The sequence below is a fragment of the Ruegeria marisrubri genome, from assembly GCF_001507595.1.
GTDB lineage: Bacteria > Pseudomonadota > Alphaproteobacteria > Rhodobacterales > Rhodobacteraceae > Ruegeria > Ruegeria marisrubri.
The window spans coordinates 667,949-693,129 of the sequence record NZ_LQBQ01000012.1 but is presented as its reverse complement, the minus strand read 5'-3'; the positions used below and the strand labels follow the sequence as shown (position 1 = coordinate 693,129).

22 protein-coding genes are annotated in these 25,181 nt (G+C 65.5%); 17 read left to right on the top strand and 5 right to left on the bottom strand.

Annotated elements, in window-relative coordinates; translation table 11 throughout:
* The first annotated feature begins 55 nt into the window (after positions 1–55).
* Entirely contained in the window at positions 56–2,143 is a 2,088-nt protein-coding gene (locus AVO45_RS10390; RefSeq protein ID WP_068346592.1) for a dipeptide ABC transporter ATP-binding protein, read from the top strand.
* 403 nt (positions 2,144–2,546) lie between these two features.
* Here the strand turns inward: AVO45_RS10390 and AVO45_RS10385 are convergent, their stop codons facing one another.
* Positions 2,547–3,125 (bottom strand): lytic transglycosylase domain-containing protein, encoded by a 579-nt coding sequence (locus tag AVO45_RS10385; protein ID WP_068346590.1) that lies wholly within the window; start codon positions 3,123–3,125, stop codon positions 2,547–2,549.
* 200 nt (positions 3,126–3,325) lie between these two features.
* Between AVO45_RS10385 and ssb the strand changes: the two genes are divergently transcribed.
* Complete coding sequence (gene ssb / locus AVO45_RS10380; RefSeq protein WP_068346588.1) at positions 3,326–3,823, top strand: single-stranded DNA-binding protein; 498 nt, start codon at positions 3,326–3,328, stop codon at positions 3,821–3,823.
* A gap of 17 nt (positions 3,824–3,840) precedes the next feature.
* Positions 3,841–4,911, top strand: coding sequence for a site-2 protease family protein (locus tag AVO45_RS10375; RefSeq protein WP_068346586.1), 1,071 nt, complete (start codon positions 3,841–3,843; stop codon positions 4,909–4,911).
* Positions 4,912–4,922: 11 nt separating this feature from the next.
* On the opposite strand, the gene aroB is transcribed toward AVO45_RS10375, so the two are convergent.
* Both aroB and AVO45_RS10365 read right to left on the bottom strand, forming a co-directional pair.
* On the bottom strand, positions 4,923–6,035 hold the full coding sequence (aroB, locus tag AVO45_RS10370; RefSeq protein ID WP_068346585.1) for a 3-dehydroquinate synthase: 1,113 nt from the start codon (positions 6,033–6,035) through the stop codon (positions 4,923–4,925).
* On the bottom strand, positions 6,036–6,623 hold the full coding sequence (locus tag AVO45_RS10365) for a shikimate kinase (protein ID WP_068346583.1): 588 nt from the start codon (positions 6,621–6,623) through the stop codon (positions 6,036–6,038).
* A gap of 79 nt (positions 6,624–6,702) precedes the next feature.
* On the opposite strand from AVO45_RS10365, the gene AVO45_RS19880 reads away from it, so the two are divergent.
* The 10 genes from AVO45_RS19880 (at position 6,703) to AVO45_RS10320 (ending at position 19,982) form a co-directional block, all read left to right on the top strand.
* On the top strand, positions 6,703–6,852 hold the full coding sequence (locus AVO45_RS19880; protein WP_169796003.1) for a hypothetical protein: 150 nt from the start codon (positions 6,703–6,705) through the stop codon (positions 6,850–6,852).
* Positions 6,842–8,362: a hypothetical protein gene (locus AVO45_RS10360; protein WP_068346581.1), complete on the top strand. Its 1,521-nt coding sequence runs from the start codon at positions 6,842–6,844 to the stop codon at positions 8,360–8,362. The genes AVO45_RS19880 and AVO45_RS10360 overlap by 11 nt, the downstream gene beginning before the upstream one ends.
* A 3-nt stretch (positions 8,363–8,365) precedes the next feature.
* Positions 8,366–9,310: a site-specific tyrosine recombinase XerD gene (locus AVO45_RS10355; protein WP_068346579.1), complete on the top strand. Its 945-nt coding sequence runs from the start codon at positions 8,366–8,368 to the stop codon at positions 9,308–9,310.
* Between the two features lie 63 nt (positions 9,311–9,373).
* Entirely contained in the window at positions 9,374–10,681 is a 1,308-nt protein-coding gene (locus AVO45_RS10350; RefSeq protein WP_068346577.1) for an HlyC/CorC family transporter, read from the top strand.
* On the top strand, positions 10,678–12,309 hold the full coding sequence (locus AVO45_RS10345) for an MFS transporter (protein WP_068346575.1): 1,632 nt from the start codon (positions 10,678–10,680) through the stop codon (positions 12,307–12,309). The genes AVO45_RS10350 and AVO45_RS10345 overlap by 4 nt, the downstream gene beginning before the upstream one ends.
* Before the next feature lie 83 nt (positions 12,310–12,392).
* Positions 12,393–14,810, top strand: coding sequence for a GcvT family protein (locus AVO45_RS10340; protein ID WP_068346573.1), 2,418 nt, complete (start codon positions 12,393–12,395; stop codon positions 14,808–14,810).
* A gap of 31 nt (positions 14,811–14,841) precedes the next feature.
* Positions 14,842–15,453: a nucleotidyltransferase family protein gene (locus AVO45_RS10335; protein WP_068346757.1), complete on the top strand. Its 612-nt coding sequence runs from the start codon at positions 14,842–14,844 to the stop codon at positions 15,451–15,453.
* Between the two features lie 891 nt (positions 15,454–16,344).
* Positions 16,345–17,781 carry a DegQ family serine endoprotease gene (locus tag AVO45_RS10330; RefSeq protein WP_068346571.1) on the top strand — a complete coding sequence of 479 codons (1,437 nt, stop codon included), beginning with the start codon at positions 16,345–16,347 and terminating at the stop codon, positions 17,779–17,781.
* 160 nt (positions 17,782–17,941) lie between these two features.
* Complete coding sequence (locus AVO45_RS10325) at positions 17,942–18,622, top strand: response regulator transcription factor (RefSeq protein ID WP_068346755.1); 681 nt, start codon at positions 17,942–17,944, stop codon at positions 18,620–18,622.
* Positions 18,615–19,982 carry a sensor histidine kinase gene (locus AVO45_RS10320; protein WP_068346569.1) on the top strand — a complete coding sequence of 456 codons (1,368 nt, stop codon included), beginning with the start codon at positions 18,615–18,617 and terminating at the stop codon, positions 19,980–19,982. The genes AVO45_RS10325 and AVO45_RS10320 overlap by 8 nt, the downstream gene beginning before the upstream one ends.
* 24 nt (positions 19,983–20,006) lie before the next feature.
* On the opposite strand, the gene AVO45_RS10315 is transcribed toward AVO45_RS10320, so the two are convergent.
* Entirely contained in the window at positions 20,007–21,230 is a 1,224-nt protein-coding gene (locus tag AVO45_RS10315; protein WP_068346567.1) for a cytochrome P450, read from the bottom strand.
* Positions 21,231–21,329: 99 nt separating this feature from the next.
* Between AVO45_RS10315 and AVO45_RS10310 the strand changes: the two genes are divergently transcribed.
* Positions 21,330–21,680 (top strand): TfoX/Sxy family protein, encoded by a 351-nt coding sequence (locus tag AVO45_RS10310; RefSeq protein ID WP_068346565.1) that lies wholly within the window; start codon positions 21,330–21,332, stop codon positions 21,678–21,680.
* Between the two features lie 66 nt (positions 21,681–21,746).
* On the opposite strand, the gene ndk is transcribed toward AVO45_RS10310, so the two are convergent.
* A complete protein-coding gene (ndk, locus tag AVO45_RS10305) occupies positions 21,747–22,169 on the bottom strand; it encodes a nucleoside-diphosphate kinase (protein ID WP_068346563.1) in 423 nt (140 codons plus the stop codon).
* Positions 22,170–22,311: 142 nt separating this feature from the next.
* Between ndk and AVO45_RS10300 the strand changes: the two genes are divergently transcribed.
* From AVO45_RS10300 to AVO45_RS10290, 3 genes are read left to right on the top strand one after another with little or no spacing between them, the layout of a single operon-like run.
* A complete protein-coding gene (locus AVO45_RS10300; RefSeq protein ID WP_068346560.1) occupies positions 22,312–24,168 on the top strand; it encodes an ABC-F family ATP-binding cassette domain-containing protein in 1,857 nt (618 codons plus the stop codon).
* Positions 24,165–24,557, top strand: coding sequence for an ACT domain-containing protein (locus AVO45_RS10295; RefSeq protein WP_068346559.1), 393 nt, complete (start codon positions 24,165–24,167; stop codon positions 24,555–24,557). Before AVO45_RS10300 ends, AVO45_RS10295 begins: the two co-directional genes overlap by 4 nt.
* A complete protein-coding gene (locus AVO45_RS10290) occupies positions 24,554–25,174 on the top strand; it encodes a MarC family protein (RefSeq protein ID WP_068346557.1) in 621 nt (206 codons plus the stop codon). Before AVO45_RS10295 ends, AVO45_RS10290 begins: the two co-directional genes overlap by 4 nt.
* Positions 25,175–25,181 lie beyond the last annotated feature (7 nt).

Below are 25,181 nucleotides of genomic sequence, written 5' to 3'. Positions count from 1 at the left end.
TATTTTCGAAAAGATGAAGAAGGGCGGAGGCCCGCGTTCATCTGGGAGCAAGAAAATGAGCAAACTTGCGGATTATGACGGCCCGATCCTTGAGATCGACAAGCTGTCGATATCCTTCTTCACCCGGCTGCGGGAAATTCCCGCGGTGATGGATTTCTCGGTTTCGGTGATGCCGGGCGAGGCGGTCGGGCTGGTCGGGGAATCCGGCTGCGGCAAGTCCACCGTGGCGCTGGGCGTGATGCAGGACCTGGGCAAGAACGGGCGCATCGTCGGCGGCACCATCAAGTTCAAGGGTCGCGACCTGAGCGAGATGAGCGCCGAAGAGTTGCGCGACATCCGAGGCAACGAGATCGCGATGATCTATCAGGAGCCGATGGCCTCGCTGAACCCGGCGATGAAGATCGGCAAGCAGCTGATGGAAGTGCCGATGATCCATGAAGGGGTCAGCAAGGAAGAGGCCTATGCCCGCGCGCTGGAGGTCGTGACCGACGTGCGCCTGCCCGACCCCGAGCGGATGCTGAACAGCTATCCGCACCAACTGTCGGGCGGCCAGCAGCAGCGCATCGTGATCGCCATGGCGCTGATGTCGAAACCGGCGCTGTTGATCCTGGACGAGCCCACGACCGCGCTGGACGTGACGGTCGAGGCGGCCGTGGTGGAGTTGGTCAAGGACCTGGGCAAGAAATACGGCACCTCGATGCTGTTCATCAGCCACAACCTGGGGCTGGTGCTGGAGACCTGCGACCGGCTGTGCGTGATGTATTCCGGCGAGGCAGTCGAGCGCGGTTCGATCCACGATGTCTTTGACGAGATGCAGCACCCCTACACGCAGGCGCTGTTCCGCTCGATCCCGCTGCCGGGGGCGGACAAGAACTCGCGTCCGCTGATCGCCATTCCCGGCAACTTCCCCCTGCCCCACGAACGCCCGCCGGGCTGCAATTTCGGGCCGCGCTGCGATTATTTCGAGGAAGGCCGCTGTGACGCGCAGGACATTCCGATGTTCACGGTTCCGGGCAATGACCGCCATCACACGCGCTGTCTGAAATTCCAGGAGATCGACTGGAGCGCGCCGGTCACGATGGCGGATACGAAGGAAAAGGCCGAGATCGGCCAGACCGTTCTGAAGATCGACAACCTCAAGAAATACTACGAGGTCGCGGCCAATGCCCTGTTCGGCGGCGGCCACAAGAAGGTGGTCAAGGCCAACGAGACGCTCAGCTTCGAGGCGCATGAATCCGAGACCCTGGCCATCGTCGGCGAGTCCGGCTGTGGCAAGTCCACCTTCGCCAAGGTGCTGATGGGGCTCGAGACGGCGACGGACGGGCAGATCCTTCTGGACAACCGCAACATCGAGCAGGTTCCGATCGAGGAACGCGACGCCAAGACCGTCGGTGAGGTGCAGATGGTGTTCCAGAACCCGTTCGACACGCTGAACCCGTCGATGACCGTGGGCCGTCAGATCATCCGGGCACTGGAAATCTTTGGCGTCGGCAATTCCGAGGCCGAGCGGCGGCAGCGCATGCTGGAACTGCTGGACCTGGTGAAGCTGCCCCGCGCCTTTGCCGACCGGATGCCGCGCCAGTTGTCGGGCGGGCAGAAACAGCGCGTCGGTATCGCCCGCGCCTTTGCGGGCGATGCGCGGATCGTCGTCGCGGACGAGCCGGTCTCGGCGCTGGACGTGTCGGTCCAGGCGGCGGTTACCGACCTGCTGATGGAAATCCAGCGTGAAAAGAAGACGACGCTGCTCTTCATCAGCCATGACCTGTCCATCGTGCGCTATCTCAGCGACCGGGTGATGGTGATGTATCTGGGCCATGTGGTCGAACTGGGAACCACTGATCAGGTCTTCTCGCCGCCCTACCACCCCTATACCGAGGCGCTGCTTTCGGCCGTTCCGATCGCGGATACGTCGGTTGAGAAACAGCACATCGTGCTCGAGGGCGACATCCCGTCCGCCATGAACCCGCCGCCGGGCTGCCCCTTCCAGACGCGCTGCCGCTGGAAATCCCAGGTGCCCGGCGATCTGTGCGAACGCGAGGTGCCGCCGTCCAGGAGGGTGGCCGAAGGTCACCAGATCAAGTGCCACCTGAGCGAAGAGATCCTCAAGAGCATGGAGCCGGTCATCAAGATCGCGGCCGAGTAGCCCCCTTCGCAAGCGGCGGTTCCGCCCCCTGTCCTTCTGACCGTAGCCACGGCGAAACCGTCGTGGCTGCGTATTGTGGGCTAAGGCGGTGTTTTCGGACAATCGGCCCTTCCTCGCAGCGGCCAATTCAGTGCAGTTTTCCACTCCGAGAGGGCGCAGAGTTTGACTGCGGCGTCCCGATCCAACGCACACGCGTCCAACTGACATTCACGCACGGGGCCGACCATTTCGGCGCGCTACGTGGGGCCGTAGAGCGTATCCGGCTTCGGTCCCCTCTTCGGTCGAACACATGACTTCGGGTCAGGCCCCCTGCTCGGGCGGTTGCGCGACAGCCGGCGACACGCGTTCCATACCGCCACATAGGTGAGATTCCGAAAGGACGAGTCCGGGCAAGGCGTTTCGCTCAGCCGCCCCAGATGCTTTTGACGTAGTTCTGCGTCTCTTTGTAGGGCGGGACACCGCCATACCTTTCGACCGCCTCGGGGCCGGCATTGTAGGCGGCAAGCGCCAGGCGCCATGATTTGAACTTGCGGTATTGCCACGACAGGTAGCGCGCGCCACCTTCGAGGTTCTGCTTTGGGTCATACGGGTTCACGCCCAACAGCCGAGCCGTCTGCGGCATCAACTGCGCCAGCCCCAACGCCCCCTTGTGAGATTTCGCCGTCGGGTTCCAGCCGGATTCCTGCTGGACGAGGCGCAGGAACAGGTCTTCGGGAATGTTGTGTTTCCGCGCCGCATCACGGGCCAGCTGCAGATACTGCCCGCGATACTTGCCGGCGTATCGCTTGTTGAATTGCGGCTGGACGGATTTTGGCCGCAGCCTGACCGAGTTCTCATACTGGCTGGCGGCCCGGGTATCGAGCAGCTTGGCCTGATTGCGGAATATGTCCCGCCTGTTCTTGGACGACAGCATGTCCGCCTGGACCGGGGCCGATGCCAGAACGAAAGAAATCAACACAAAACCGCTAAACAATACACGCATCAAAGCAGACCCGGTTTCTGTCCCCCTGTGGCTGATTATATTGTTTTCTGCCCAAAATGAAAGTGTAACGCCCCCTTGAGGCCGGTGTCGCGGCGCGCACCCGCATCAACCCTGTTTTAACCATGACGCAGTCCGTATAGGGTCACGAGGACGGATCGCTCAGATTCGAAAGCATCGAGACAACAAGAACGGGGAAATACATGGCTGGCTCAGTCAACAAAGTCATTCTGGTCGGAAATCTGGGCCGCGATCCCGAGGTGCGGACGTTCCAGAACGGCGGCAAGGTGTGCAACCTTCGCGTCGCCACCTCCGAGACCTGGAAGGACCGCAACACCGGCGAGCGGCGCGAGCGCACGGAATGGCACTCGGTGGCGATCTTCAACGAAGGTCTGGTCCGCGTGGCCGAGCAATACCTTCGGAAAGGTTCCAAGGTTTACCTCGAAGGCCAGCTACAGACCCGGAAATGGCAGGATCAGTCCGGCCAGGACCGCTATACGACCGAGGTCGTCCTGCAGGGCTTCAATGCCAACCTGGTGATGCTGGATGCCCGCGGCGAAGGCGGCGGAGGATATGGTGGCGGCCAGGCCGGTGGCGGCTACGGCGGCGGTTATGGCGGCGGTCAGCAGAGCGATCCGTATGGCAGCAGCGCACCGGCGCCTGCGTCCAGCGGCATCGACGACGACGAAATCCCGTTCTGATCGGCCGGAGGTAAGACATGACATGGTCCTTCACGCTTGGCCGTCTTTTCGGCTCGGAACTGAGGGTCCACGTCACGTTTTTCCTGCTGCTGGCGTGGATCGGCTTTGCCGCCTATGCCGAGGGCGGCTGGCCCGCCGCGGTCGAGAACGTCATCTTCGTGGTCGCCCTGTTCGCCTGCGTGGTGGCGCATGAATTCGGCCACGCCCTGATGGCGCGGCGCTACGGCATCCGCACGCCCGACATCACGCTGCTGCCCATCGGCGGCCTCGCCCGGCTGGAACGGATGCCGGAAAAACCGACGCAGGAGGTCATGGTCGCCCTGGCCGGCCCGGCCGTGAACATCGTCATCTGGGGCGTGCTGGTGGTGTTCGGCGCGGGCGTGCAACTCGATACCATGGCCGAGATCGACTCGGCCCAGATCGACCTGTTCACCCGTCTGGCCTACATCAACCTGTTCCTCGCGGTGTTCAACATGATCCCGGCCTTCCCGATGGACGGCGGCCGGGTGTTCCGCGCCCTGCTCTGCATGCGCATGGACCGGGTCAAGGCGACCCGAATGGCCGCCTCGGCGGGCCAGTTCGTCGCCATCCTGTTCGGCTTCCTGGGCCTCAGCACGGGCAACCCGATCCTGGTTCTGATTGCCGTGTTCGTGTTCATCGCCGCCAATGCCGAAAGCCAGGACGTCGCCATGCGCGCCGTGGCGCGCCGGGTGCTGGCGCGCGACGCGATGATTACCTCGTTCGAGGCGCTGTCGCCGACCGATACCCTGAACACCGCCGCGCAGGCCGTCATTCACACCACCCAGCATGAATTCCCTGTGCTGGACTACAACGGCGAGTTGTTGGGCTTCGTGACGCGTGGGCAGCTGTTCGCGGCACTGGCCGGGGATCACCCCCGTTCGGACCCGGCCACCTCGATCATGGAAACCGACATCCCCCGCGTGCCCCTGACGGCGGGCCTGGAAACCGTGCTGGACGCTCTGCACAAGGGCGCGCCGGCCATCGCGGTCTGCACCGAAAGCGGCCGCATGGTCGGTTACATCACCCGCGAAAACATCGGCGAGCTGATGGTGATCCGGGGCCGCTGAACCGCCCGGTTTCAGCAGGTTGCCAGCGCATCCTCAAGCACCGCCAGAACCGCGTCGGGCGGAACGTCCGAGGTCACGAAGGCCTGCCCGATCCCGCGCGCCAGGATGAATCTCAGCTCACCGTCCACCACCTTCTTGTCCTGCGCCATCAGCGCCACCAGCGCCTCGGCCCCCGGCAGATCGCCCGGAATGTCGGACAGGTCGGTCTTCATCCCCATCGCCCGCAGATGCGCCCGCACCCGGCTCGGGTCCTCCTGCGAACACAGCCCCAGCCGCGCCGACAATTCGAAGGCCAGCGCACAGCCGATCGCGACGCCCTCGCCATGCAGCAGCCGGTCGGAATAACCCGTCGCCGCCTCGAGCGCGTGGCAGAAGGTATGGCCGAGGTTCAAAAGCGCGCGGTCCCCCTGCTCGGTCTCGTCGCGGGCCACGATATCGGCCTTCATCTGCACCGAGCGGGTCACCGCCTGCACCCGCGCCGCCATGTCACCGGCGGCCAGCGCCGGGCCGTTGGCCTCGAGCCACTCAAAGAATTCGGCATCACCAAGCAGCCCGTATTTCACCACTTCGCCATAGCCCGCCAGGAAATCCCGCGCCGTCAGCGTCCCCAGAACCGAGGTATCCGCCAGCACCAGCGAGGGCTGGTGAAAGGCCCCGATCAGGTTCTTGCCCTGCGGCGCGTTGATCCCGGTCTTGCCGCCCACCGAGCTGTCCACCTGCGCCAGCAGCGATGTGGGGATCTGCACGAAGCGCACCCCGCGCCGCAGCACCGCCGCCGCAAAGCCCGCCAGATCCCCGATGACGCCGCCGCCAAAGGCAACCACCACGTCCTGCCGCTCGACCTTTTCCGACAGCAGCCACTCGACCGCGCGTTCGAAATGCGGCCAGCTCTTGGTGGCCTCGCCCGCCGGCAACGCCAGCGAGACCATCTCGACGCCACCGCCAGCCAGCCCGGCCCGCAGGCTTTCCAGATGCAACCCGGCCACCGTCTCGTCGGTCAGAACCGCCACCCGTTTGCGTTTCAGCAGGGGCGCGATGCGCGCCCCGGCCTCGGCCAGCAGGTCCGGCCCGATTTCAACGTCGTAAGAGCGTTCGCCCAGGGCGACATGTACGGTCTGATGCATCTATTTCCGTTCCAAAACGTCCGGGCGGGTCTCCAACGCGGCCAGCACCCGGTCAACCATTCTGTCGATCGTGGTTTCGGCATCCGAGTCCACGATCAAGTCGGCCTTGGCATAGATCGGCACCCGCGCTTCATACAGCGCGCGCAACGTCGCATGCGGGTCCGGCGTGCGCAGCAGCGGCCGCGTGTCCTTGTGCCGGACCCGGTTCCACAACACGTTCAGATCCGCCCGCAGCCAGACCGAAACGCCGCGCTCCGAGATCATGCGGCGGTTTTCCTCGGACAGAAACGCGCCGCCGCCGGTCGAAAGGATACCCCTTTCCTCGTCCAGCAGGCGGCTGATGACCTGGCTTTCCTTCTTGCGAAAGAACGCCTCGCCGTCGCGCTCGAAGATCTCGGGGATGGTCATGTTCGCCGCCGATTCGATCTCGGCATCGCTGTCGAGGAACGGAACCCCCAGCCGCGCGGCCAGGGCCCGCCCCACGGCGGTCTTGCCCGCACCCATCATGCCCACCATCACCACCGTCTTGTGCAGAATCCAGTGCTGCGCCTCGACGGATTCAGGGGCGTTATGCTTAATTTCGCTCATTGCACCGTGAATGACGTGATCTTGCGGAAATTGGAAGTTATAACTTGGTCAAAAGAGCAGAATGGGGCAGCGTGAGGCAATGGGCCGCTTGATCAAATTCCTCGTCTACATCATTTGCCTGTGTTTCATCGGGCTTGTCGGGTATGCCTATCTCGGCGAGTTCTTTGGCGCCGACTTTTCCGCACCGCAAGGCGAAGTCCGCGTTCCGGTGACCCTGGATGTGGACTAGAGCGGCGCTGATCGCGCTATGGCTGACCGGACCGGCGCTGGCGCAGCAACCCCTGTCGGCGATCGACTGGCTGAACGAACCGCCGCGGAACCTGCCCGGAACGGTACTGCTGGAACCGCCGGTCACGGACACCGGCGCGCGTCCCGAGGTCGAAGTGACCCCGCTCGAGCGGCTTTCCCCCCCGCTGGGCCTGGTGTCGTCATCCGTGACCGGCTTGCCGGTGGATCTGTGGCGCGGCAGCGACCCCGACCATCTCGCCGACCTCATTCTGACCGTTCCTGTCCGCGACAACCCGGCGATGCAGCGTCTGCTGTTCACCCTGCTTCTGTCCGAGTCGCGCGCGCCATCGGGGCCAGGTGCCCATGAAACCCTGCTGTCGGCCCGGCTGGACAGGCTGATGCAACTGGGGGCCGTCGATCCGGCGCAGGCGCTGGTCCAGCTTGCCGGCCCGACCGACTCGCAAGACCGCTTCAAACGCTGGTTCGACGCCACCCTTCTGACCGGTGACGAGGACCGCAGCTGCGCGGCCCTGATCGCGCAACCGTATCTGTCGCACAGCTACCCGGCGCAGATCTTCTGCAAGGCCCGGCGCGGCGACTGGGCCTCGGCCGCGCTGACACTCGAGGCCGCGCACGCCCTGGATCTGCTCTCACCCGAAGAGCTTGACCTACTCGACCGCTTCCTCAGCCCGGAACTCTTCGAAGGCGCGCCGCCCCTGCCGCAGCCCGACGACCCGGACCCGCTCACCTTCCGCCTGTTCGAAACGATCGGAGAGCGCCTGCCGACCGCGCCGCTTCCCCGCGCCTTCGCCAATGCCGATCTGCGCGACGTGGCCGGATGGAAGGCACAGGTCGAAGCGGCCGAACGCCTGACCCGCATCGGCGCCCTGACGCCGAACCGCCTGCTGGGGCTCTATACCGAGCGCGAACCTGCCGCCTCGGGCGGGGTCTGGGATCGCGTCGAGGCCGTGCAGCGTTTCGAAGCGGCACTCTCCACCAAAGACCCCTCCGCCATTGCCAAGGCCCTGCCCCCGGTTTGGGAGGCAATGGCCGCCGTCGATCTCGAGGTTCCCTTTGCCGAGCTGTTCGCCGAGCAGCTGGTGCAACACGAGCTTCCCGACAAGGACGCGGAAAACCTGCGCTGGCGTATCCTGTTGCTCTCGGACTTCTACGAGCAGGCGGCCCAAAACCCGCCGGATGACTCCGAGGCCAACAGGTTCCTCGCGGCGCTGGCGCGGGGCGAACCGGGGCGTGGGCTGTCCCCGTCCCCACTCGCAGACGCTGTTTCCGAGGGCTTCGTCTGGGCGGCCGACGTTCCGCGCGAGGTCCGCACGCTTCTGGACAAGGGCCAGTTCGGAGAGGCGATCCTCGTGACCATGCAGCTCTTTGCCCAGGGCGCCCGCGGCAACCTCGTCGATCTGACCGGCGCCATCTCGGCTCTGCGTCACGTCGGGCTCGAGGACACCGCGCGCCGGGCCGCCCTGCAACTGCTGATCCTGAACGGGGGGTGAGACATGGGCGGACCGGCCACGCAGGATCTGTGGATTTCGACCTTTCTCGAGGCGCAGGCCGCCGAACTCGGCGCCGCGACCAACACGCTGCTCGCCTATGGGCGGGATCTGAAGGATTTCGCCGGCTTCCTGTCCCGGAAAAACTCCGACTTCGCGACCGCCGACCGGGACCAGGTCGAGGCCTATCTGATCGACTGCGACGCGCAGGGGCTGGCGCAATCCACACGCGCCCGGCGTCTGTCGGCGATCAAACAACTCTACCGCTTTGCCTTCGAGGAAGGCTGGCGCGACTCCAACCCCGCCATCCAGATCAAGGGGCCGGGCCGCCAGAAACGTCTGCCCAAGACGCTGGATGTGCCCGAGGTCGATCGCCTTCTGGACGCGGCGCGCACGACCGGGCGAACGCAATCCGACCGGCTGCGCAACACCTGCCTGATGGAAGTGCTCTATGCCACCGGCATGAGGGTGACCGAACTTGTCTCGCTGCCCGTTGCCTCGGCGCGGGGCGATCCCCGGATGCTGCTGGTCCTCGGCAAGGGCGGGAAAGAGCGGATGGTGCCCCTCTCGCCCCCGGCGCGCGAAGCGCTGGCCGCCTGGCTGGCGGTCCGGGACGAGGCTGAGGAACAGTTGGTCAGCAAGGGCGGGCGGCCCTCGAAATTCCTGTTTCCCTCGCGCGGCAAGTCGGGCCACCTGACGCGCCACCGCTTCTACCTGCTGATCAAGGAACTCGCCGTAACGGCCGGCCTGCCGCCCGACAAGGTGACGCCGCACACCCTGCGCCACGCCTTCGCGACGCACCTGCTGGCGAACGGGGCCGACCTGCGCGCGATCCAGACGCTGCTGGGGCACGCAGACGTGGCGACCACGGAAATCTACACCCATGTTCTCGACGAACGCCTGTCCGAACTGGTGCTCGAACATCATCCCCTTGCCAGGAACAAAGGCTAACCCCTTGATCGGGCAAGGCACCGCCCCCATAACGGACAGAACACCAAGCACAACGTAGGACCGATGGACCCGACCTCTTCCACAATCGACGGCGCATTCTGGATCACCTCCGGCGCCATCCTGTTTCTGCTCGTTCTCTCGGGCTTTTTCTCGGGCTCGGAAACCGCGCTGACCGCCTCGTCGCGCGGCAAGCTGCGGGCGCAGGCGGACAAGGGCTCGCGCGGGGCGCAGAAGGCGCTGGACATCACCGACGACAACGAGCGCCTGATCGGCTCGGTCCTGCTGGGCAACAACCTGGTCAATATCCTTGCGGCCTCGCTGGCGACGGCACTGTTCACCCGCATGTTCGGCGAAAGCGGCGTGGCGCTGGCGACGCTGGTGATGACGCTGCTGGTGCTGATCTTTGCCGAGGTCCTGCCCAAGACCTACGCAATCACCAACGCCGAAAAGGCCGCCGCCGCCGTGGCCCCGGCCATCAGCGTGATCGTGACGGTATTCGCGCCTGTCGTCGCCGCCGTCCGCCTTCTGGTGCGCGGCGTGCTGCGCCTGTTCGGCGTCAGGATCGACCCCGACAGCCACATCCTGGCGGTGCGCGAGGAAATCGCAGGCGCCTTGCAGCTGGGCCATTCCGAGGGCGTCGTCGAAAAAGAGGACCGCGACCGCATCCTAGGCGCGCTCGATCTGGGGGAACGCACGGTCGAAGAAATCATGCTGCACCGCTCGAACATCGAGATGATCGACGCCGAGGACGAGCCCGAGGCAATCCTGCAGCAATGTCTCGAAAGCCCGCACACCCGCCTGCCGGTCTATCGCGGCGAGCACGAGAACATCATCGGCGTGGTTCACGCCAAGGACCTGTTCCGCGCCATGTATGCGCAGGTGGGCGGGTCTGGCGGCGACACCGACCGGCTGCGGAACTTCGACATCACCAAGGTCGCCAACGCCCCCTATTTCGTACCGGAAACCACCACGCTCGACGACCAGATGCGCGAATTCCTGCGGATGCGCAGCCACTTCGCGCTGGTGGTGGACGAATACGGCTCGCTCCGCGGCCTGATCACGCTCGAGGACATTCTCGAAGAGATCGTCGGCGAGATCACCGACGAGTTCGACACCGATGCGGAATCCGAGGTCATCCGCACCGAGGATGGCCAGTATCTGGTGGATGGCGCCATGACCATTCGCGATCTCAACCGCGCAATGGACTGGAACCTGCCGGATGAAGAGGCCAACACGGTCGCCGGCCTGGTGATCCACGAGGCGCAGATGATCCCGACGGTCGGACAGGTCTTTGCCTTCCACGGCTTCCGCTTCGAGGTCACCAAGCGTGAAGGCAACCGGGTGACCGAGCTCAAGATCCGACCGCTATGAAGGCCGCCGCGCGTCTCTGGCTCTGGTTCGACGCGGTGGTTCTGGATCTGGGCCGCCAGTTGCGCTGGTCCTTCCTGCCGCCGCTGATGGTCTATTTCGCGGCCGGCGCGCAGGGCCTGACCGGGATCGTGGGCACCTTTTTCGTCAAGGAATATCTCGACGTCTCCGCCGCCTTCATTGCAGGCCTCGCCTTCTGGGCCGGTCTGCCGTGGGCGCTCAAGATGCCGCTGGGGCACCTGGTGGACCTGATCTGGCGGTGGAAGGCGTGGCTCATCTATGTGGGCGCGGCCCTGATCGCGACCAGCCTGCTGATCATGTTCGGGCTGGCCACGCGGGTGGCCTGGATGCCCGAGATCATGTCGGTGACCGCATGGTATGTGCTGTCGGTGCTGCTGGCCCCCTGCGGATACGTCATCCAGGACGCGGTGGCCGACGCCATGTCGGTCGAGGCGGTGCCGAAACGCGACGAATACGGACAACCGCTGGACACCGAGACCGAACGCGCCCTGCACACCACGATGCAGACGCTGGGCCGCTTTGCCCTTATCAGCGGCGCCAGCTCCGTCGCCGCTCTGAACATCTGGCTGTTTGCCGGGATCGAAACCCTGCCCGAGGCCGACAAGGCCGCCGTCTACGGCGAAATCTACCTGCTGGCGCTGCTGATCCCCTGCATCTCGATCTCGGGCGTCGTGCTCGCCGGCCTCCAGAAACGCAAAACCATCCGGTTCCTGATCCAGCAAGGGCTGAGCCGCGACGAGGCGCTGAAGCATTTCGACCCGGACGGAGAACCGATCAAGGCGAACCATTGGTATTTCACCGGCGGCGCGATCTTCGTCGCCATGACCCTGACGGTGGGTCTGCTGGACATGCCCTTTTCACAGGAAATCGTCTTTGCCGGGTCCATGGCCATCGTGCTGACGCTGATGCGGCAACTGGTCCGCAATCTCGAACCCGACAAGGCGCGGGCGCTGGTGGGCACCGCGATCATCGTCTTCGTCTTCCGCGCCGTCCCGCTGCCCGGCGCGGGCAACTCCTGGTTCGAGATCGACGTTCTGGGCTTTGACCAGCAGTTCCTGTCGGTGCTCTATCTGATCACCTCGGTACTGACGCTGTTCGGCATGGTGGTGCTGCGCCCGTTGATGGCGTCCAAGACCATCGCCGACATCGTGATCCTGCTGAGCATCGCCGCAGGGATCATGTCGCTTCCGGGGATCGGGCTGTATTACGGCATCCACCACTGGACCGCGGAACTGACCGGCGGCGTCGTGGATGCGCGCTTCATCGCCATCATCGACACGGCAATCGAATCTCCGCTGGGCCAGATCTCGATGATCCCGATGCTGGCCTGGATCGCCCGCAACGCGCCCCCCGCGCTCAAGGCGACCTTCTTCGCAGTCATGGCCTCGTTCACCAACCTGGCGCTTTCCGCCTCCAGCCTCGGCACCAAGTATCTCAACCAGATCTTCACCGTCACGCGCGAGGTCAAGGCCCCCGACGGCACCGTCACCACGCCCGCCGACTATTCCGAACTGGGCATCCTGCTGATCACCGTCGCCCTGATCACCCTGCTGGCCCCCATTCTGACGGTCTGGATCGTGCAGCATTCGCGCCTGCGCACCAGCGACTGAGGCAAACGACAAAACGTGTCGCTAACGGAACAGAAAGCGGCGAAGGCGCCCTGCACCCTCGCCGCAAAAACCGGAGGGAACCCATGAAAACCACCTGTCAGGTTGCCGTCATCGGTGGCGGCGTCGTAGGCTGTTCGGTGCTCTATCACCTCACCAAGCTGGGCTGGTCGGATGTGATGCTGCTGGAGCGGTCGGAACTCACCAGCGGCTCGACCTGGCACGCGGCGGGCGGGTTTCATACGCTGAACGGCGACACCAACATGGCCGCGCTGCAAGGCTATACCATCCGGCTCTACAAGGAACTGGAAGAGATCACCGGTATGTCCTGCGGCTTGCACCATGTGGGCGGCATCACGCTGGCCGACAACCAGGACCGGTTCGACATGCTGCTGGCCGAACGCGCCAAGCACCGCTTCATGGGGCTGGAAACCGAGATCGTGGGCCCCGACGAGATCAAGAAGATCGCGCCGATCACCAACACCGACGGCATCATCGGCGCGCTTTATGACCCTCTGGACGGGCACCTCGACCCCTCGGGCACCACCCACGCCTATGCCAAGGCCGCAAAGATGGGTGGGGCCACCATCGAGACCCACTGCATGGTGCGCGAGACCAACCAGCGCCCCGACGGCACATGGGACGTGGTGACCGACAAGGGCACCATCCACGCCGAGCATATCGTCAACGCCGGCGGCCTCTGGGCGCGCGAGGTGGGCGCGATGGCGGGCATCTACTTCCCGCTGCACCCGATGGAGCATCAATACCTCGTCACCGACAATATCCCCGAAATCGAGGCGATCATCGACGCGGGCGGCGAGCATCCGCACGTCATGGACCCGGCCGGCGAAAGCTACCTGCGGCAGGAGGGGCGCGGCCTGTGCATCGGCTTCTACGAACAGCCCTGCAAGCCCTGGGCGGTGGATGGCACCCCGTGGGAGTTCGGGCACGAGCTGCTGCCAGACGATTTCGACAAGATCACCGACTCGATCGAGTTCGCCTATCGCCGTTTCCCGGTTCTGGCCGAGGCCGGGGTGAAATCGGTGATCCACGGCCCCTTCACCTTTGCCCCCGACGGCAACCCGCTGGTCGGCCCGGTGCCCGGCGTGCGCAACTACTGGTCGGCCTGCGGCGTCATGGCCGGGTTCAGCCAGGGCGGCGGCGTCGGCCTGACACTGGCGCAATGGATGATCGAGGGCGAGCCCGAACGCGACGTCTTTGCCATGGACGTGGCCCGGTTCGGCGACTGGATCACCCCCGGCTATACCCGCCCCAAGGTGATCGAGAACTATCAGAAGCGCTTCTCCGTCGCCTACCCTAACGAGGAACTGCCGGCCGCGCGGCCCAACCGCACCACGCCGATGTATGACATCTTCAGCGATCTGGGTGCGGTCTGGGGCCAGCAATACGGGCTCGAGGTGCCGAACTATTTCGCGCAAGAGGGCGAGCCGACCTATGAAACCCCCTCGTTCCGCCGCTCTGACGCCTTTGCCGCCACGGGCCGCGAGGTGCGCGCCGTGCGCGAGGGCGTCGGCATCAACGAGGTGCACAATTTCGGCAAATACCTGGTGACAGGTCCGCGCGCCCGCGCCTGGCTCGACCGCATCATGGCCGGGCGCATCCCCGCCCCGGGCCGCCTGTCGCTGACGCCCATGCTGTCGCCCAAAGGCAAGCTGATCGGCGATTTCACCGTCTCCTGTCTGGGCGAGGAAGAGTTCCAGCTCACCGCCTCATACGGCGCGCAGAACTTCCACATGCGATGGTTCCAGCAGCATCAGCAAGACGGCGTAACCGTCGAGAATATCAGCGACAAACGCAACGGCTTCCAGATCGCCGGCCCCAAGGCCCGCGAGGTTCTGGCCGCCTGCACGCGCGAGGATGTCAGCGACATGCGCTTCATGGACGTGCGCCGGATGGTCGTGGGCATGACCGACTGCATCGTGCAGCGGGTCAGCTATACCGGCGATCTGGGGTTCGAGATCTACTGCGATCCGATGGCGCAGCGCCAACTGTGGTGGACCCTGTGGCAGGCCGGTCAGCCGCACGGCGTGGTGCCCTTCGGGATGCGCGCGATGATGAGCCTGCGGCTCGACAAGTTCTTCGGCTCGTGGATGCGCGAGTTTTCACCCGACTACACGCCTGCGGAAACCGGGCTGGACCGCTTCATCGCCTTCAACAAGCCCGCCGATTTCATCGGCCGCGCCGCCGCCGAGGCGGAACGTGCGACAGGCCCCGCGCGCAGGCTGGTGGCCTTCGAGGTCGATGCCGACGATGCCGACGTGAACGCCTATGAACCGATCTGGCTGGACGGCAAGGTCGTGGGCTTCTGCACTTCGGGTGGCTATTCGCACCACACGGGAAAATCCATCGCGATGGGCTTTCTGCCCACCGACCGTATCGCGGACGGGCTGCAGGTCGAGATCGAGATCTTGGGCCAGATGCGCAAGGCCCGCGTTCTCTCGACCCCGCCCTTCGACGCGGATGGCGCACGCATGCGCGGGTGACAACGCCCGCGCCACACGCCATGGTGGCGGCATGAGCACCATTCCGATCATCCTCCTTGCTGCTGGCCGGTCCAGCCGCATGGGCGGCGCGGACAAGCTGATGCAGGACATCGACGGCCAGCCCCTGCTGCGCCGGACCGCGGAAATCGCGCGTGCCGTGGCCCCGGTCATCGTGGCCCTGCCCCCAGCCCCGCACCCGCGCCACGACGCGTTGGCCGGGCTGGATGTCCGCATCGTTCCGATCGCCGACGCGGACGAGGGCATGAACGCCAGCCTGCGCGGCGCGCTAAAGGCCCTGCCCGAGGAATCCACGGCTGTCATGGTGATGTTGGCCGATCTGGTGGACCTGACCGCGGCAGACCTGGCAGCGGTGCTCGAAAGCGTCACGGATGCCCCGGACATGCTTATCTGGAGAGGCGCGACCGAAGACGGAAAACCGGGGCATCCGGTTGTCTTCCATTCTTCCCTGTTCAGAGAACTGGCCACCCTGACCGGTGACGGCGGGGCACAGTCAATCGTGAACCGCCATTCCGACCGGGTCCACCTGACGCCCCTGCCCGGTCAGCACGCGCGCACCGATCTGGATACCCCCCGGGACTGGGACCGCTGGCGTGCCGGGCAAAAAGGCGCTCGGGGGACCTGAGCGCGAAATTTCGCGTCCCCCAAAAAGAGTGCGGTCCGGCTTTCAAAGCCGGACCGCCTGCCCAGTTAGATTCTTTAACATTTCACTGACACCTGGGAACACCGCCGGGAAACCGAAAAGGTTGCCCGGTTACGCCGCCGCCGCACAAATACTTGACCCCCTCGTTAACATGGCAGCCAGCGTTTCCAGTTGACTGAAATTTACCGACGGCACCCCCCGGCGCCGACAGGTCCCCCTCACTTGGGCAATTTCATGGTTGCGCATCTGTCATGAGCAGACAACGGAAAAATCGAGGGGGTCTTGCCGGCAGCGCATGGACACCATGTTTTTCCGCAACAGTTCGCTCTTGACCGACTCAACCCTGGATAGAGTAACAGATATTCACAGAATCAGTGATATTTGAACAAAACTTTCAAGATCCGTGACTCAAGTACAGATTTTTCAAAGACCGGAAGATGACCGTTCAAGATCCGGCAGGCAATAATCGCTCAACCCTCGATAGATCATTTTGAGACTTTTCCGCCACCCAGCCCTCTCGTTTCCCATCCATCAACAATCACCCCGTTAGCGCAAAAACTATTTCCCCTTGTTGCAACAATACCATACCCCGTCCGATCGCTGATCGATTTGACCGGAAAAGGCGGTTGGCGATTCGATACGACCACGTCCGAGCCTTTGATGTGACGCGGTCGACACCTGGGCCCGGGCACCTGAAACAGGGCCGGAAACACGGTCTTTCCCCCGGGGTTGCGGCCCACGGCGAGGACTGCCAGCCCCGCCCGATCCGCACAAGATGAAGAAATCTTAATCCTGCCGACAGGAAGCTTACAGGCTGCAAGGTCATCTCCTGCTTCAAACCCGGAACAACCCGCCCGATTACAGGAGACGAAAATGACGATCCGCAAGACATCCCGACTATTCCCTTCGCTGTCAGGCTGGACGGGCGCCGGCGCGCTCGGCGCGGCGCTGATGACTTCGACCGCCCTTCCCGCCCTCGCCGACGAAGCCCTCGCCGATCTGGTCGAAGAGGTTTCGCCCTCGGTCGTGACCATCATCGCGGAACACAAGCCCAAGCCCGGCCCGAAGGGCGCAAGGGGGCTGGATCTGGGTGATCACCCATTGAACGAATTCTTCCGCCAGTTCGGCATGCCCGAGGGGTTCGGGATGCCGAACCCCGGCCCCAGCCGGGGCCTGGGATCCGGTTTCATCCTGGAAGAGGACGGCCATATCGTCACCAACAACCACGTGATCGAAGGGGCCGATACGGTCACCGTGCGGCTGAGCGACGACCGCACCTTCGATGCGCAGGTCATCGGCACTGACCCCCTGACCGATATCGCCCTGCTGCGCATCGACACGGACGAGGAGCTTCCGGCCGTCAAGCTGGGCGACAGCGACGAGATCCGCGTGGGCGAAGACGTCGTCGCCATCGGCAATCCCTTCGGCCTGAGCTCCACCGTTACCACCGGCATCGTCTCGGCCAAGGGCCGCAACATCTCGGACGGCCCCTATGCCGAATTCATCCAGACCGACGCCGCGATCAACAAGGGCAACTCGGGCGGCCCGCTGTTCAACATGGAAGGCGAGGTGGTCGGCGTGAACTCGGCCATCTATTCGCCCACGGGCAGCTCAGTGGGGCTTGGTTTTGCGGTCACCTCGAACATCGTTGAAACCATCGTCGATGACCTGATGGAGGACGGCCAGGTGGATCGCGGCTGGCTTGGCGTCTCGATCCAGACCGTCACCCCGGAAATCGCCGCCGCCATGGGCATCGACAAGCCCACCGGGGCGCTGGTTTCTGATGTCTTGAGCGACAGCCCCGCCGAAGGCGCGCTGAAACAGGGCGACGTGATCCTGTCCTTCAACGGGACCGAGGTGAAATCCAGCGCCGACCTGCCCCGTCTGGTGGGCGCCACCCGCGCAGGCACCGACTCCACCATCAAGGTGCTGCGCAACGGCAAGGAGAAAGAGCTCACCGTCACCATCGGCAAGCATCAACTGGCCTCGGCCGATACGGCCATCCCTTCGGCCAGCGATGACTCCCAGCGGGTTCTGGGCGTCACCGTGGCCCCGCTGGACGACACCACCCGCGCGCAACTGGGGATCGACGGCGACACGAAAGGCGTCGTGGTCACCTCGATCGACCCCGACAGCCCGGCGGCCAAGGCCGGTCTGCGCAGGGGCGACGTGATCGTGCAGTTCGGCGGCCGGCCGGTGGACGACCCCGCCGAGTTGAAGGAGGCGCTCGACAGCGAAGCCTCCGATCCGGTGCTGGTGCTGATCGACCGCGGCGGCAACCGGATCTTCGTGGCCGTCGACATCGCCTGACATGGACACGCGCGCGCCGATTGGTGAGGCTTTCAGGCGCGCAACTCCGGCGATGAACACGCGTCCCCCCATCGCCGAACTGCCGGGTGCGGGCAACCGCACCCGGCGCGTGCATTTCGGGAAACATCCGCATATACCTGTCGGAAAAGGATTTCTCAGCATGAGCAGACGCATTCTGATCGTCGAGGACGACGCCGACACCCGCGAGTTCATCGCCAAGGGCTTTGCCGAGGAAGGATACACCGTCGAGGCCTGCGAAGACGGGCGCGAGGGGCTGTATCACGCCACCGACGGTGGTTTTGACGCGATCATCCTTGACCGGATGCTGCCCGGTCTCGACGGGCTGTCGCTGGTCAAGTCCCTGCGTGCGGCGGGTCTCAAGACCCCCGTTCTGATGCTGACCGCGATGAGCGCCGTTGACGAGCGGGTCAAGGGCCTGCGCGCCGGGGCCGATGACTATCTCGTCAAGCCCTTTTCCTTTCAGGAACTTCACGCCCGCATCGAGGCCCTTCTGCGCCGTCCGCAGGAAACCGAGGAAGCTTCGGTTCTCACCTGCCGCGACCTCAAGATGGACCTGCTGACGCGCCGCGTCACGCGCGGCGACCGCGAGATCACCCTGACCCCGCGCGAGTTCCAGATCCTCGAATTCTTCCTGCGCCGCAAGAACCGCGTGGTGTCGCGCACCATGCTGCTGGAAGGCGTGTGGGACTATCACTTCGACCCGAACACCAACGTGGTGGACGTGCATATCTCGAAACTGCGCCGCCAGCTGGACGAGGGCGGCGGCGAGCCGCTGATCGAAACCGTGCGCGGCGCCGGATACATGATGTCCGATGGCTAGGTCCGTGCTGTCCCTCAGAAACGCCCGCACGCGGCTGGTTCTGGCCAGCATGGTGCTCAGCACGCTGCTGACGGCCGCCGTGCTGGCGCTGGTCTATGTCACCGCGAACCGGACCATCGCCGGCGAGACGCGGTCGGTGGTCACCGCCGAACTGACCGGGCTGGCCGACGAATATGAACGGCGCGGGATGCTGGGCCTGCTCACCGCCATCGAACGACGCCTCGGCAATGCCGCCGAACGCGACGCGCTCTACCTGTTGACGGATCCGGACGGGCTGGTCCTGGCCGGCAACATGCTGAGGTGGCCCCCGGAGATCGAACCCGGCAGCGGCTGGGTCGAGCTTGACGTGATCAAGACCGCCTCGAACGAAGCCGTCCCGATCTCGGCCGCCTCGATCCGCCTGCGCACCGGCGAACGCCTGCTGGTCGGGCGCGACGCCTCGGCCCGGCAGCAGTTCGACCGGGTCCTGTTCCGTTCGGTTTTTCTGGCGCTCATCGCCGCCTTCGCGCTCAGCCTGCTGACCGGCTGGCTGCTGACGCGGCTTGTGTTCTCGCGCCTCAAGGACATCGCCCGCACCGCCGACGACATCGTCTCGGGCGACCTTTCGCGCCGCATCCCCCTGCGCGGCTCGGGCGACGAGTTCGACCAGGTGGCCGGTACGCTGAACGAGATGCTGGACCGGATCGAGGAACTGGTCAGCAACCTGCGCACCACCTCCAACTCGATCGCCCATGACCTGCGCTCGCCGCTGTCACGCCTGCGCCAGCGGGTCGAGGCCCTGTCCATTCCAGACCGCCCCGAGCCCGAGCGCGAGGCCGACGCCATCCGCGCACTGGGAGAGGTCGACCACCTGCTGCGCGTTCTGGCGCAACTGACCGAGATTTCCCGCGCCGAGGCCGGGCTGGGCCGCGAGCAGTTCGAACAGGTCGATCTTGGCCGACTGGCCGCGGACGTGGTGGAACTCTACGAACCCGTCGCTGCGGATCAGGGGGTTGAACTCAGCCTGACCGGCACCGCCCCGCCCATCCCCGGCCACCGGCCGCTTCTGTCCCAGGCGCTGTCGAACCTGCTGGAAAACGCCCTGCGCTACGCGCCCGAAGGCACCGGCATCACGGTCGAACTGGGAGAGCAGGACGGCCATGCCCGGCTGAGCGTCCGCGACATGGGCCCCGGCGTGCCCGCCTCTGATCTGGGCCGGCTGGACCAGCCCTTCGTCACGCTGGACCCGGCCCGCGGCAGCCGGAACTCGGGTCTGGGGCTGGCGCTGGTGGCGGCCATCGCCCGGATGCATGGCGGCAGCTTCACCGCCCGCAACGCCGATCCGGGGCTGGAGGTCACGCTGAACCTGTCGAAGTCCTGACCCGCCGCGTGACCGAACGCCCGCCTACAGTTCCGCGGGCAGCGCGGCGTAGCCACGGAACCGGATGCGCCCGCCCCGCACCCGCCCGTCCAACAGGCGATAGCCGGGGAACCGCGCCAGCAGACGGCCGATGGCGATGCGCCCCTCCATCCGTGCCAGCGTCAGCCCGACGCAGACATGCGGCCCACCGGCAAAGGCCAGGTGCCGGTTCGGTTTGCGGGTGATGTCGAACCGGGCGGGATCGCCGAACACCTCGGGGTCACGGTTCGCCGCGCCGATGCACAGGTGCAGGTTGGTGCCCGCCGGGATCGCCAGTCCGTCCAACTCGATGTCCTCGGTCGTCTCGCGATTGCCGAACTGGTTGGGCGAGCGAAAGCGCAGGATCTCCTCCACCGCCGGCGTGATCAGCTCGGGGTCGTCCAGCAGGCGCTGTTTCTGCTCCGGGTGATCGTTCAGCAGCGCCAGCCCGTTGCCGATCAGGTTCGTGGTGGTCTCGTGTCCGGCATTCAGGATGAAGATACAGTTCTGCAAGAGCTCGATCTCGCTGAGGGTCGCGTCCGCCCCCTCGCCCCGGATCAGCCGGGTCAGCACGTCGGTCTCGGGATCGCCCGGCGCCTCCCGCCGCCGCGCCACCAGATCGGTCAGATAGGCCTTGAACTCCTCGACCGCCGCATGGCCCCGCGCCAGTTGCTCTTCGGTCAGCGCGGGCTCCAGCGCACCCAGAATGGCCAGCGACCAGTCGCGCAGCGGCCCGCGCTCCTCCATCGGAACGTCCAGCAGGTTGCCGATGATCTGGATCGGGATGGTCGAGGCGAAATCCTCGATCAGATCGACCCGGGGCTTTCCCGCCATCGCGTCCAGCAGATGATCCACCGTCTCGATCAGCCCCGGCTCCATCCGGGCAATCGCCCGCGGGGTCAGCGCCGAGGTCATGATCTTGCGCACCCGCGTGTGCAGCGGCGGGTCGGAAAACACCAGCGAGGTCGTGTGGTGCTCGAACAAAGGCGAGCCCACGCCGAATTTCGGGCCGAACGCGGCCTTCTTGTCCGACGAATACAGCTTGGTGTCGCGATAGATCCGGTCCAGATCCCGGTGGCGGCTCAGCAGAACCGACCCGTCCGGCTGCGGCAGAACCGGCGCATGGGCCAGCAGCGCGTCGTAGAACGGAAACGGGTTCTCGACGAAGCCCTCGGGCGGATCGGTCAGGTCAAGCTGCCGCGCCGCCTGTGCCACATCCAATGCGTTCATTCCGTCCTCCCCTGCCGTAGGCTCCCCAGCCCTTGGGTATCCCAGGCCGAGACCTCGGACAAGCGTGACATCGCCGCCGACCGCCGCTAGACAGACCCCATGCCCAGCCCCGTCTCCTCGATCCGCAATCTCGGCCCCGCCTTCGAGCAGGCCTGCGCCCGCGCCGGCATCCATTCGGCCGAGGAGCTGCGCGAACTGGGCGCGGATGCGGCCTATGCAAGGCTGATCGAGGCCGGCACCCGCCCGCATTTCATCGGCTACTACGTTCTGGTGATGGGATTGCAGGGCCGCCCGTGGAACGACTGCAAGGGCGACGAGAAAAAGGCCCTGCGCGCGCGGTTCGACCGGATCAAGGCCGGCACAAAAACGGCACCCGTCTCGAAACTGGTCGCCGAACTGGACGCCGTCGGCGTGCGCGTCTCGGCCGCCGACCTCACGCCCGAGGGCTGAGGCGGCACGAAAAAGGGCCGCACCCGGCATCGGGCACGACCCTTTTCGAAATCAGGTGACTGGTGGTTAGCCGACCAGCTCGATGCCCGAGAAGAAATAGGCGATCTCGACAGCCGCGGTTTCCGGGGCGTCCGACCCGTGGACCGAGTTTTCACCGACCGACTCGGCGAACTCGGCGCGGATGGTGCCGGGGGCGGCGTCTGCCGGGTTGGTGGCGCCCATGACTTCGCGGTTCTTGGCGATGGCGTTTTCGCCTTCCAGAACCTGCACGACGACCGGAGCCGACGACATGAATTCGCACAGCTCGTCATAGAACGGACGGTCCTTGTGGACTTCGTAGAACTTGCCGGCCTGTTCCTTGGTCATCTTGATCCGCTTCTGCGCGATGATACGCAGGCCGGCTTCTTCCAGCTTGGCGTTGATCTTGCCGGTCAGGTTGCGGCGGGTTGCATCGGGCTTGATGATCGAGAAAGTGCGTTCCAGTGCCATGCGGGCGTCTCCTTGAGCTGACGGCGCGGGGCGATCCGCGCCGGAATATACCGCGCGCCGCCTAACATGGACCGCAGCGGTTGGAAAGCCTCTTGTTGCACGCCCGATTGACACTCTGCCAGCCCTGCGCCACACCGCACTCATGCTACGGATCGAGAACATCACATACGCGGTCGAGGGCCGCCCCCTCTTCGAAGGCGCTTCGGCGATCATCCCCGATGGCCACAAGGTCGGCCTCGTGGGGCGCAACGGCACCGGCAAGACCACGCTGTTCCGCCTGATCCGCGGCGAACTTGCGCTGGAATCGGGCGACATCACCCTGCCCCGCCACGCCCGCATCGGCGGCGTCGCGCAAGAGGCCCCGGCCTCGGACGTGTCGCTGCTGAACACGGTTCTGGCTGCCGATACCGAGCGCACGGCCCTGATGGCCGAGGCCGAAACCGCAAGCGATCCGACCCGCATCGCCGAGATCCAGACCCGACTGGCCGATATCGACGCCTGGTCGGCCGAGGCACGCGCCGCGTCGATCCTCAAGGGCCTCGGCTTTGACGACGACGAGCAACAGATGCCCTGCTCGGCCTTTTCCGGCGGCTGGCGGATGCGCGTGGCGCTGGCGGCCGTTCTGTTTTCCCGGCCCGACCTGCTGCTTCTGGACGAACCGACCAACTATCTCGACCTCGAAGGCGCGCTGTGGCTGGAAAGCTACCTTGCCCGATACCCCCACACCGTCATCATCATCAGCCACGACCGCGACCTGCTGAACCGCGCCGTGGGCTCGATCCTGCATCTCGAAGACCGCAAGCTGACGCTCTACCAGGGCCCCTACGACCAGTTCGCCCGCCAGCGCGCCGAGAAACTGGCGCAGGCCGAGGCGATGGCCAAGAAACAAGAGGCCCGCCGCGCGCATCTGCAATCCTACGTGGACCGGTTCCGCTACAAGGCGGACAAGGCCAAGCAGGCGCAATCCCGTCTCAAGGCGCTGGCCCGGATGCAACCCATCTCGACCCCGCAAGAGGCCGCCCTGCGCGCCTTCACCTTCCCCGAACCCGAGGAAATGGCCCCGCCGATCATCCATCTCGAAGGCGGCGTCACCGGTTATGGTGACACGCCGGTGCTGCGCCGGTTGAACCTGCGCATCGACCAGGACGACCGGATCGCGCTGCTGGGCAAGAACGGGCAAGGCAAGTCCACGCTGTCCAAGCTGCTGGCCGGCCGCCTGCCGCTGATGGCGGGCAAGCTGACCCGCAGTTCCAAGCTGCGCATCGGCTATTTCGCCCAGCACCAGGTGGACGAGCTGAGCATCGACGAAACGCCGCTGGACCACCTGCGCCGCCTGCGCCCCGACGAGGCCCCGGCCAAGTGGCGCGCCCGGCTGGCCGGGTTCGGCCTAGGCGCGGATCAGGCCGAAACCGAGGTCGGCCGGCTGTCGGGCGGGCAGAAGGCGCGGCTGTCGCTGCTGATCGCCACGATCGACGCGCCGCACATGCTGATCCTCGACGAGCCCACCAACCACCTCGACATCGAAAGCCGCGAGGCGCTGGTCGAGGCGCTGACAGCCTATTCCGGCGCGGTGATCCTGGTCAGCCACGACATGCACCTGCTCAGCCTCGTGGCCGACCGGCTGTGGCTGGTCTCGGACGGCACGGTCAAACCCTATGAGGGCGACCTCGAAGCCTATCGCACCCTGCTGCTGGCCCGCGACAAGCCCGAGCCAAAGGCCAGACCGCAAGCCGCCCGCCCCAAGCGCCCCTCGCGCGAGGCGCTGCTCGCCCTGCGCGCCGAGGTCCGAAAATGCGAGGAACGGGTCGAGAAACTGACCGACATGCACGAGAAGCTGTCGGCCAAGCTGGCCGACCCCGCGCTGTACGAGGACGACCGGATCTCGGACCTCGAGACATGGAACCGCAAATTCGCCGAAGTGGTCGAGGCCATGCAGCGGGCCGAGGCGCTGTGGATGGCCGCCGCCGAACGGCTCGAGGCGGCCGAGGCACAGGCATGAGCACCCCCGTGCGCGACTCCAAGGCGATGATCGCCGGCATGGAGCCCAGCCTCGCCCCCGGCGCGTTCGCCTTCGTGATCTGGCCCGGTGACAAGCCCTGGCCCGAAGGCACCCGCGCCAGCTGCGTCGAGGCCGAGGGGCTGTCGCTGATCGTGCCGCTGGAGGCGGCGCCCAAGGGCGCCCTGCCCATGCGCTGCATCACGCTGCAGGTCCATTCCTCGCTCGAAGGCGTGGGGCTGACCGCCGCGGTGTCCGCCGCCTTGGCACAGGCGGGCATCCCGGCCAACATGGTCGCAGGCTATCACCATGACCACGTCTATGTGCCCTCTGCCGAGGCCGACCGGGCGCTGAAGGTGTTGCAACAGTTGCAGAGGGACGCCGCCGAATGATCGACATGGCCTTTTTCATCACGGCGTTCACGACCCTGTTCGTGGTCATCGACCCCTTTGGAACGGCTCCGATCTTCGTGGCGCTGACACAAGACATGGATCCGGCCACCCGCCGCAGAGTGGCCTATCGGACCTGCCTGACGGCCACGGGCATTCTGATCGCCTTTGCCGCCTTCGGAGAGGCGGTGCTGGGCTTCATCGGCATCTCGATGCCCGCCTTCCGGGTCGCCGGAGGGGCGCTGCTGTTCCTGACCGCGCTGGACATGCTGTTCGAACGGCGCACCAAGCGGCGCGAGGACCGCGCCGAAGAGGAAGAGCACCCAGACCCGTCGGTCTTTCCCCTTGCCATTCCGCTGGTGGCCGGACCGGGCTCGATCGCCACGATCATCCTTCTGGCCGGGCAGCACCCCGGCTTTCAGGGAATTTTCGCCGCGACCGCCGTCATGCTGGCCGTTATGGCCGTGGTTCTGCTGTTCTTCCTGTCGGGCGGCCTGATCGCGCGCGGGCTGGGCAAGACCGGGCTGAACGTGCTGACCCGCCTGCTGGGCATGCTGCTGGCCGCGCTTTCGGTGCAATTCATCCTCGATGGCCTCAAGGCCTTTGGATTCGCCGCCTGAGCGCCCA